Source organism: Helicobacter sp., assembly GCF_022511165.1.
Lineage (GTDB): Bacteria > Campylobacterota > Campylobacteria > Campylobacterales > Helicobacteraceae > Helicobacter_C.
The window spans coordinates 1-9,761 of record NZ_JAFLSB010000053.1; the positions used below are offsets into that span (position 1 = coordinate 1).

Genomic DNA, 9,761 nt, shown 5'->3' on the forward strand with positions numbered 1-9,761 from the left:
AAACCCTAGTCGATAAGATTATCGCGGGGGGTTGAAAAGATTCTAGAATCTCTGCATATAAAATACACTCCATTTGCGACAAGCACACAAGCACACATCACTATCGCTAGAATAAGCGGAGTATTTGCATTCAAAGCCCCTACGCCAAAAGCAATAAGCCCCGCAAGAGCAAATTGACTTGTGCCTAGCACGGCTGAAGCTGTGCCTGATTGCTCTTTAAATCTCGCCATAGCCAAAGTTGTGGTATTAGGTGCAATGAAGCCTAGCATTGAAATACTTATAAAAAGTAGGCTCTCAAAAAGCCAAAAACGAGGCTCTAAAAACGCATTTACAAGCAAAATCAAAGTAGCAATAAACATAATTACTAAAGCCTTTGCAAGAATCTTTTGTGCATCAAATTTTTGCACCAATTTTGCATTGACATTTGCAAAAATCACAAAACCCAAAGCATTAATACCAAAAAGTGCGGCAAAAGCCTGCTCACTTAAGCCAAAAGTTTGCGTAAAAATAAAACTTGAGCCTGTGATATAAGCAAACATCGCACAGAGCGCAAAAGCAGCAGAAAACACATAAACCAAAAACATTTTATCCTTAAGAACAATTTTATAATTATTGAGAGTTTCTTTACGGGAGAATCTTTTGTTTTCAAGGTGTGGGGCAGATTCTTTTAATCCAAATAGCACCATTAAAAAAAGTAAAAGCCCGAGTAAAAATAAAGTCATAAAAATACTCTCCCACGAAAAATATTGGAGTAAAAGTCCCCCAAAAGTGGGTGAAAGCATAGGTGCAAGGGAACTAAAAACCATCATTAGCGCATAGATTCCAGCCGCCTCTTTAATCTCAAAAAGATCATTCACAATAGCCCTTGCGACAACCACCCCCGCACAGCCTCCCAAAGCCTCAAAAAAGCGAAAGGTGATAAAGCCAAAGATATTATCAATCACGACACAAAGAAAACTTGAAACAATAAAAAGCAAAACCCCAACCAAACCGGGTTTTTTGCGCCCGAAAATATCACTTAAAGGTCCATAAATGAGCTGCCCTAAAGCAAAGGCAATAAAAAAACTTGCGAGGGAGAGTTGAGTAAGAAAAGAATTTGTTTTAAAACTTTGCTCAACGTGAGAAAGTGCAGGCAAATACATATCCGTAGAAAGCGGAGCAAGGCTTGACATTAAAGCCAAGATAAAGATAAGCTGAAGCTTCTTAAATCCATAAATTTGCGTGTGCTTTTGCATTAAACCCCTCTAAATACGATTCTATGTTGGCTATCTCTAGATTCTATTCATTTTAAATTAAATTTAGATTATAAACATCAAAACATACATATATAACGTAGCGATAATGCAGAATAGCCCCAACCAAGCAATAACTCTAGCCTATGTGTATCTTCATAGGTTGCACTTCCACCAATATGCCCCTCAAGATTAAATCCGCGATGTGTGCGGGGGATACTATCATTTGTAAAAACCTTAAAATAGCCTATATTAAGCCCTGCCAATGCCCCCCACACAAGTTTGTTCCTAGGGTTAAAATCCACACTCCAATCCACTCCCACACGCGTATATAAAGAACCGCTAGAAACTTCACTATATCGCGCAGAATCAAAATTAAATCTATCATATGTGTATGAACCCCAATTTATGCCAACAATACCTCGTATCCCCTGCCTAAAAGCATCATTGGGCTGATAAGATTTTGTAAAATAATACTGATAGCCCCCAATAATACCTGCGCTAAAATCCGCAAGTCCCACAGCGCCCACATCTACACCTACAAAGATTCTACCTGTATCATAATAATCATCAGCTGAGGCATTAGAGGCAAAAACAAAGCAAAAAAACAAGGTGGCAATTCTCTTCATATACATCTCCTTTATACTTTTATGTGCGTGTATAAAGCGCATTAATGCGTGTCCTTATCTTGCAAAGAGGCATTAAAAATATCAAAATCCTTGTTATATGCCTCTGTGCGCAAATTAAAATATCCTAGCAAAGTGCTAAAAAGATAATCGTGTGAAAGGGCATAATCCCTATGCTTAAAGGCAAGATTCATTAAATTTTTATCATTGCTATAAAAAAGAGCAGGAATATGAATCTGCTCTCTAGGGGCTAGAAAATACGGCATTGCGTGCAAATAAATGCCATTTTCCCCCAAACTCTCCCCGTGATCTGAAATATAGAGCAAGGAGGCTTGATATTGCTGATAAGCTTGAAGCATTTTAATCAACTCACTGATAATATAATCGCTATATACAATCGTATTATCATAAGTATTAAAAAGCTCTTCTTTTGTGCATTTTTGCAATTCATTTGTATCGCAAGTGGGACGAAAATGTGCAAAATCACTCGGGTATCTTTTATAATAAGTTGGTCCGTGAGAGCCTTGTAAATGCACAACGATAATTTCTTGCTCACCCACATCTTTTAGGGCATTTTCTATGCTTTTTAGCATCGCCCCATCATAGTCTTCTCTAAACATTTTGACTTCTTTGATACGATCGCACACAGCTTGACAACCGCCAGAATTATTGCCAAACCAAAGCACCCTCACACCCACTTTTTGTAGCACATCAAGCGCATTTTCCTTAAATTCACTGCCCTTGTAAGTTTTGCGTGGAGAATCTGAAAACATACAGGGCAAACTCACCGCCGTAGAAGTGCCACAAGAAAACATATCATTAAAAAACACCACGCCCATTTTACTTGTATAAGGATTGGTTTCATTGCTCGTAAGCCTATGTGAATTTTCAAGGAGGGAGAAATTTGCCGCTCTTGCTGTTTCCCCTACCACAAGAATGAGCAATCTTTTTGTATCATCGCCAAGCCTAGCATCTTGTGCGATAAGCTCTAGGGGAGGCTTTGTAAAAGTGTGAGATTTAATGTATTTCACTAAAGATTTAAGCTGATAAAAAGGCGTTGTATAATACTCGCTTTGATAATAATGCCTAAAAAATGGCACAAAAAATGATGTTTGAGGCACAAAAATCGCTAAAAGAAGCATAACACCTACTATAAAACTTAAAAAACGCGTAAAAATCGCCTTCTTTATGCCTTTAGGCGCATATATAATACGCATTTTTAGCACGAGTAAAGAAGGCAAGATTCCAAAACACAGCACAAATAAAATACATTTGAGATTTAAAAGCTCACTTACTTCTCTTGCATCGGTTTTAAAGGCATTCTCTAGCATTGTCTTATCAATAATCACGCCATAGGCACTCATAAAATACGCGCTCACACACGCTACCATTATAAAAATTACCATAAAAAACTTACTCAAATAAGGCAATAAGAAGAAATGTAAAAGCACAAAAAGCAACAAAAAAACCATTGGTATAAAAGCAATATGCTGCCACAAAGAGGCACTCTCATCAATGCTATCATAGATAAAGCCTAGGAGATTAAAATTTAAGCAGCTTAAATAAAACGCACAAAGCAATGTGAAAGAGAGCCAAGAAAGGCGAATGTTTAACATCAGCTACCTCACCTGTCCATTACCAAAAATACAATATTTATAGCTTAAAAGAGATTCTATCCCCATAGGACCGCGTGCGTGAAGCTTAGAGGTAGAAATCCCCACCTCTGCCCCAAAACCAAATTCCCCACCATCGCTAAATCGCGTAGAGGCATTGACATACACACACGCCGCATCAACCTCACGCAAAAATGCTTGTGCCACTGCCTTATTTTGCGTGATAATAGATTCAGAATGCAAAGAGCCATAATGTGCGATATGTTGTATCGCCTCATCAAAGCCACTTACCACCTTGAGATTAAGAATCTTATCGCCCCATTCCCTCTCAAAATCAGCTAATCCATCATTTTCAACACCCCATTTTTTAAGCCATTCCTCATTTTCAAACATCATTCGCACCCCTGATGCCCTTAAGCTTTCAAGCAAGATAGGCAAAAACTTCTCCACAAGCACCTCATCAAGTATCACACATTCACAAGCATTACACGCAGCGGGATAGCCTAACTTTGCATTAAGGACTACTTGTAAAGCCATATCAAGCTGTGCATCTTGATGGATATAGGTATGGCATACGCCCTTATCGTGCTTGATGATGGGAATAGTCGCATTATGCTTGACAAATTCAATCAACCCCTCGCCTCCACGTGGTATAAGCAAATCCACATATTTATCCATTTTGACAAACGCCAAAATACCCTCCTTTGAGGTATCACTGAGCATACTCACGCATTCTTTAGGGAGATGATGCTTCTCTAAGCCCTTGTGCAAAGCTTGGTGTATTGCCATATTTGAGTGAAATGCCTCCTTGCCACCTTTAAGCACACACACATTTCCACTTTTAAAACATAACGCACTGACATCGCTTGTAACATTAGGGCGAGATTCATAAATCACGCCAATCACGCCTAGAGGCACACTCACTTGCATAATCTCTAATCCCGCTTTGTTTTTCCAACTCTTTATTACCTGCCCTAAACTACAAGGAAGTGTTGCAATATCGCGGATAGAATCTGCCATAGCACGCACTTTTTCTGTATTTAATTCTAATCTCTTACGCATAGACAAAGGCAAATCCTGCGCTTTAGCCATATCTTTTGCATTTTCCTCACAAATATTTGCACATTCTGCCTCAATCTCATCTGCCATCGATTGAAGCACAGCTTCTCGCTCTGCATTGCTTAATTGCTCTAATACCCTTGCACTTGCTTGAGCAGATTTGAGTGTGGATTCAAGTAAGGAAGCATCATATGGCTTTGATTGTGTCTCATATAAATTCTCACGCATCTGCTTCTTCTCTCTGCTTAGCAAGACTCTCTACTTCTGTGATAAATCGCTCAAGAAGCTTATCTTCTTTGAGCTTGCAAAGAATCTTGCCTTCTTTAATAATCAATCCATCTTTATTTCCAAAAGCAATAGCAATATCTGCGTGTTTTGCCTCTCCTAGAGCATTTACAGCACAGCCCATTACACTTATTTGTAGGGGTGTTTTGATGTGTTTAACGCGAGATTCAACTTCTTGCACCATTTTCACAAGATTAGCCTCTATACGCCCGCAAGTAGGACAAGAAACAATGCTTACACCGCTTTTTTGTCGCCCACTATATTGAAGAATCATACGCGCAACTTTAATCTCTTCTTCAAGCTCACCTGTGATAGAGATTCTCATCGTATCGCCAATCCCCTCCATTAGTAACCCGCCTAAAGCCATAGCACTTTTAACCATTGAATGAGGCAAAGTCCCCGCCTCTGTAACACCTAGATGAAAGGGGTATTCCACCAATGGACGCAACATTCTATATGCCTGCATTGTGCGCACAACATCACTTGCCTTAAGTGAGACTTTGATATTTGTAAAACCAAAATCTTCAAGCAATTTAATATTATAAAGCGCAGATTTTACCATACCCTTAGGCGTTGCGCCATATTTTTGCTCAAATTGTTTCTCTAAACTTCCCCCATTGACGCCAATGCGAATAGGTATGCCTCGTGCATTACACGCATCTGCTACGGCTTTTATTCTATCTTTTGAGCCGATATTGCCCGGATTAATCCGGATACAATCCACACTTTCAGCCGCAATAAGCGCAAATTTATAGCGAAAATGAATATCTGCAATCAAAGGTAGAGATGAAACTTCCTTAAGGGCTTTAAGCGCATTTGCATCTTTTGGATCACTCACCGCCACACGCACCATATCCGCCCCAACAAAATATAATCTATCAATCTGTGCTTTTGTCGCCTCTATATCGCAAGTTTTACTAAAAGTCATACTTTGCACACTAATAGGCGCATCGCCCCCAACTGCGACATTTCCTACAAAAATTTGTTTAGTCTTTATTCTTTGCACATTAAAACCTTTAATAAATTTAAATTATTTTTATTTTAGCATTCTTTGGGTAAAATTTTGAACACAAATCGTAAAGAGTAGATATGCACGAATATTCTATCATCGCCTCGCTCATTGAAATGTGCGAATCTCACGCCAAAGAACATAATGCAACAAATGTAGCCAAAGTGCGTATTGCTATTGGTGAGCGAAGCGGGGTAGATAGTGCGCTTATTCAAAGCGCATTTGATACCTTTAGGCTTGAATCTGCGCTTTGTAAAAGTGCTGAACTTGAGATAGAATATCAGCCTATCGCTTTGCATTGCATTTCTTGTGGAGCGGATTTTAGCGGGGAAAACTGCATATACAGCACTTGCCCACATTGTCAAAGTCAGCAAGTAAGCATTACACAGGGCAAGGAATTGCATCTTTTGAGCCTTGAGCTTGATGTCAATGATTAAAATAAGGGAAAGAGATAAGGCTAAAAATCTTTAAGGAGGCGTTATGCACACACAAGAGAAATCATTAGCCCAAAAGCTTGATGAGCGCGTGTTTGAGAAATTTCTTAAATATAATCCACAAACGCAGAATCTTTGGGATATTGTAGGATTTTTTGAGAATGAGCGAGAAAAACTCCGCGTTGAAATTGCTCAATACCACGAAGAAATCAAAAACTCTAAATCAAAGCTTAAAACCTTACGAGAGCATATTAGCCTCGCACAACAAGCTATCCGCGTCCTTGAGCAAAAACAAGCCCAAATGCCCCAAGATTCTATCAATAATGATGATAGAGTGCAAAATGCACTTAAAGCACAAATCAATGAGCTTGAATTAGAAAATTCTAAATTGCGCGTGGAATTGCGGGATTTAAAAAGCGAGTATCAGCTTGAAGAAAGCCTCTTACAAGTCACACAAAAGACTCCAATGGATTCTAGCATTGCTGATACTGATGTATCTAGCAAGGATAACTCATAATATTATGAATAGCATTAAACGACTTTTTGTGAGCGCGTGTGAGCCAAGCGCGAACATACATCTCCGCCCACTTGCTCAAAAGCTTGATACATCACTGCAGATTTGTGGAGTATTTGAACCAAGCGTATTTACAGAATTTCCTAACGCGCAACCTACATATACTTTGGAAGAATTTGCGGTTATGGGATTTATTGATGTGATGAAAAAACTTGCATTTTTCAAAAATGCTATTGAAAAAATGAGCAAGCTCGCTGAACGAAGCGATGTCGTGCTGCTTATGGATAGCTCAAGTTTTAATCTTCCTATTGCCAAAACCCTCAAAGAAAATGGCTCAAAAGTGCCAATAATATATTATATTTTGCCGCAAGTGTGGGCGTGGAAACCTTGGAGAGCAAAACAAATAGAAACTCTATGCGATTATCTCTGTGCCACCTTGCCTTTTGAGCTCACTATGTATCCTCAGGCAAGAGAAAAAGGTAAGGCACGATATGTAGGGCACCCCTTGCTTGATGAGATTTCGCAATTTAAAACCGAGCCTCTGCCATTAGAAAATGGCAAAATCGCTTTTATGCCCGGCAGTCGCAAGAGTGAGATTCAAAGAATCTTCCCTATTTTTGCCAAAGTAGCAAAACAGTTACCAAATCCTAAGATTCTTGTCATACCTGAACATTTTAAAGATCTTGATAAACAGGCTTTAACCCAAATATATGGAAAAGATATAAATCTCTTTGAAACAAGCTTTGATGCAAATGCTACACTTTATGAGAGCAGCTTTGCTTTTATTTGCTCTGGCACAGCAACCCTGCAAGCTGCACTTATTGGCACACCTTTTGTGCTTGTTTATAAAACGCGCGGGACTGATATTTTGTTTGCTCGTGCGCTTGTGAGGCTTAATCACATAGGCATTGCAAATATCCTCTACAATGCCCTTCATTTAAATGGCTCACACATTGGCAATAAAGAGATTCACCCTGAATTGGTGCAAGGCAATCTCACCGCAATCAGCCTCCTTAAAGCCTACAATGATACGCGTCCTGAACTCTTTTTCTTTAAAGTAAAAGAGCTTAGAGGCTACCTTAAACACGGCAGTGTAAGAAGAGTAGCAAACCTTATTTTAAAGCTTTTAAATGAAAACAATAATGATTTAGGCTGATTTTACTTCTTTTTAAGTCTTTTATAATGAATTTTAAGTAGGATACTTCTTTAATCTCAAATATATTTCTTAAAAAGGCGCATAATGAATGGTTTTAGTAAAATTGGTTTTATCCTCGCTGCCCTTGGAAGCTCGATTGGCTTAGGGCATATTTGGCGATTCCCCTACATCGCAGGAGTAAATGGTGGTGGCGCATTTGTGCTTTTGTATTTATTTCTTGCACTCTCTATTGGGGTAGCTATGCTTATTGGCGAGATGTTTATTGGAAATAAAGGAAGAGCAAACACCTCTAAAAGCTATGAGAATCTCGCTCCACAAGGACACAAAAAATGGCGATATGCAGGAATCACACTCATTGGTGGTCCTATTATTCTCTCTTTTTATGCCATTGTGCTAGGTTGGGTGTTTTACTATCTCCTCAATATAAGCTTTAATCTCCCCACCAATATGGAAAATTCGGAAGCTATTTTTAATCATCTCTACACAGAGGGCTTTGTGCCTCAAAGTCTGGGACTACTTTTTGTAATGTGTGTGAGTGCATTTGTGATTTCACGCGGCGTAAAAAAAGGTATAGAGCTTTTAAATCTTATCCTTACTCCCCTACTTTTTATCATTTTCTTTGGGTTGCTTTTTTATGCAATGAGTATGGATTCTTTTAGCAAAGCCGTGGCTTTTATGCTAAGCGTGGATATAGAAGGATTTAAAAAGGCATTGCAACCAAGTGTGTTTATTGATTCTTTAGGGCAAGTATTTTTCTCACTCTCTCTTGGTGTGGGGATTATCATCACTTATGCAGCGTCCTCACAGCCTCATCAAAATCTGCTTAAAAGCGCATTATGGATTGTTATTTCCGGCGTTGTCATTGCTATTATGGCTGGGCTTATGATTTTTACCTTTGTGTATGAATATGGTGGCGCAGTAGGTAAGGGGGCGGGGCTTATTTTTACCACCCTACCCGTTATGCTCTCCCACCTTGGCATTTTGGGCAATGTGATTGCTTGCCTTTTCCTTATTGCCTTTAGTTTTGCTGGAATTACTTCTGCTATTTCCCTGCTTGAGCCTGTAGTAATGTATGTGTGTGAAACGCGTGGTTGGAATCGAGCAAAGGCAACTTGGAGCATCAGTGCAGCTATTTTTGCACTTGGAATGTTGATTGTCTGCTCAATTTGCACACCCTTAAGCGAATATCTTACCTTTGGCGCAAAATCACTAATGGATATTATAGAATTCCTCTCTGCTAATGTCATTATGACGCTTGGAGGGCTCTTGGCAGTGATTTTCATTGGCTATATCGTGCCAAAGGAGCAATTACGCGATAAAAGCCAAACTTTCTTTACTCCTATGATGTTTAATGTGTGGTATATCATTATGCGCTACATCGCGCCATTTATTACGATTGTAGTATTTTTAGCAGTTTGTGTAGAGTTTTTCACAGGACAAAATATCGCAAGTTTTCTTTTTAGCGATGATTAAGACAAACCTTAAATAAGGAGATTCTAATGCGAAGCGATATCATTAAAAAAGGCTATCAAAAAGCCCCGCATAGGAGTTTATTACGTGCTACGGGTTTAACAGATGAAGATTTCAATAAACCCTTTATTGGCGTAGCAAATAGCTATATCGATATTATTCCGGGGCATTTTTTTCTTAATCGTTATGCACAAATTATCAAAGAGGAGATTAGAAAAGCCGGTGGCGTGCCTTTTGAGTTTAATACCATTGGCGTTGATGATGGGATTGCTATGGGGCATAGTGGTATGCTCTATTCATTGCCAAGCCGCGAACTCATCGCCGATAGTATTGAAACGATGATGAATGCTCACGCCCTTGATG

At 39.1% G+C, this 9,761-nt stretch carries 10 protein-coding genes; 5 read left to right on the plus strand and 5 right to left on the minus strand.

Annotated elements, in window-relative coordinates; translation table 11 throughout:
* Nucleotides 1–5 precede the first annotated feature (5 nt).
* The 5 genes from J1E28_RS07000 to ispG all read right to left on the minus strand — a co-directional run bounded on the left by J1E28_RS07000 (nt 6) and on the right by ispG (nt 5,821).
* Nucleotides 6–1,235, minus strand: a complete 1,230-nt coding sequence (locus J1E28_RS07000; protein ID WP_291028173.1) for a multidrug effflux MFS transporter — start codon at nt 1,233–1,235, stop codon at nt 6–8.
* Nucleotides 1,236–1,312: 77 nt separating this feature from the next.
* Nucleotides 1,313–1,861 (minus strand): hypothetical protein, encoded by a 549-nt coding sequence (locus J1E28_RS07005; protein WP_291028175.1) that lies wholly within the window; start codon nt 1,859–1,861, stop codon nt 1,313–1,315.
* Nucleotides 1,862–1,902: 41 nt separating this feature from the next.
* Complete coding sequence (locus J1E28_RS07010) at nt 1,903–3,474, minus strand: phosphoethanolamine--lipid A transferase (RefSeq protein ID WP_291028178.1); 1,572 nt, start codon at nt 3,472–3,474, stop codon at nt 1,903–1,905.
* A gap of 3 nt (nt 3,475–3,477) precedes the next feature.
* Nucleotides 3,478–4,758 carry a glutamate-5-semialdehyde dehydrogenase gene (locus J1E28_RS07015; RefSeq protein WP_291028180.1) on the minus strand — a complete coding sequence of 427 codons (1,281 nt, stop codon included), beginning with the start codon at nt 4,756–4,758 and terminating at the stop codon, nt 3,478–3,480.
* Nucleotides 4,751–5,821, minus strand: a complete 1,071-nt coding sequence (ispG, locus tag J1E28_RS07020; RefSeq protein ID WP_291028182.1) for a flavodoxin-dependent (E)-4-hydroxy-3-methylbut-2-enyl-diphosphate synthase — start codon at nt 5,819–5,821, stop codon at nt 4,751–4,753. The genes J1E28_RS07015 and ispG overlap by 8 nt, the downstream gene beginning before the upstream one ends.
* Nucleotides 5,822–5,904: 83 nt before the next feature.
* Here ispG and hypA point away from each other — a divergent pair, with 83 nt between their 5' ends.
* The 5 genes from hypA to J1E28_RS07045 all read left to right on the plus strand — a co-directional run.
* Nucleotides 5,905–6,261 carry a hydrogenase/urease nickel incorporation protein HypA gene (hypA, locus tag J1E28_RS07025; protein WP_291028184.1) on the plus strand — a complete coding sequence of 119 codons (357 nt, stop codon included), beginning with the start codon at nt 5,905–5,907 and terminating at the stop codon, nt 6,259–6,261.
* A gap of 43 nt (nt 6,262–6,304) precedes the next feature.
* Entirely contained in the window at nt 6,305–6,775 is a 471-nt protein-coding gene (locus tag J1E28_RS07030) for a hypothetical protein (protein WP_291028186.1), read from the plus strand.
* 13 nt (nt 6,776–6,788) lie between these two features.
* Complete coding sequence (gene lpxB, locus J1E28_RS07035) at nt 6,789–7,928, plus strand: lipid-A-disaccharide synthase (protein WP_291028190.1); 1,140 nt, start codon at nt 6,789–6,791, stop codon at nt 7,926–7,928.
* 81 nt (nt 7,929–8,009) lie between these two features.
* On the plus strand, nt 8,010–9,401 hold the full coding sequence (locus J1E28_RS07040; RefSeq protein WP_291028192.1) for a sodium-dependent transporter: 1,392 nt from the start codon (nt 8,010–8,012) through the stop codon (nt 9,399–9,401).
* Nucleotides 9,402–9,427: 26 nt separating this feature from the next.
* Nucleotides 9,428–9,761, plus strand: a 334-nt coding sequence (locus tag J1E28_RS07045; protein WP_291028188.1) for a dihydroxy-acid dehydratase, incomplete at its 3' end; no start/stop codon positions are given.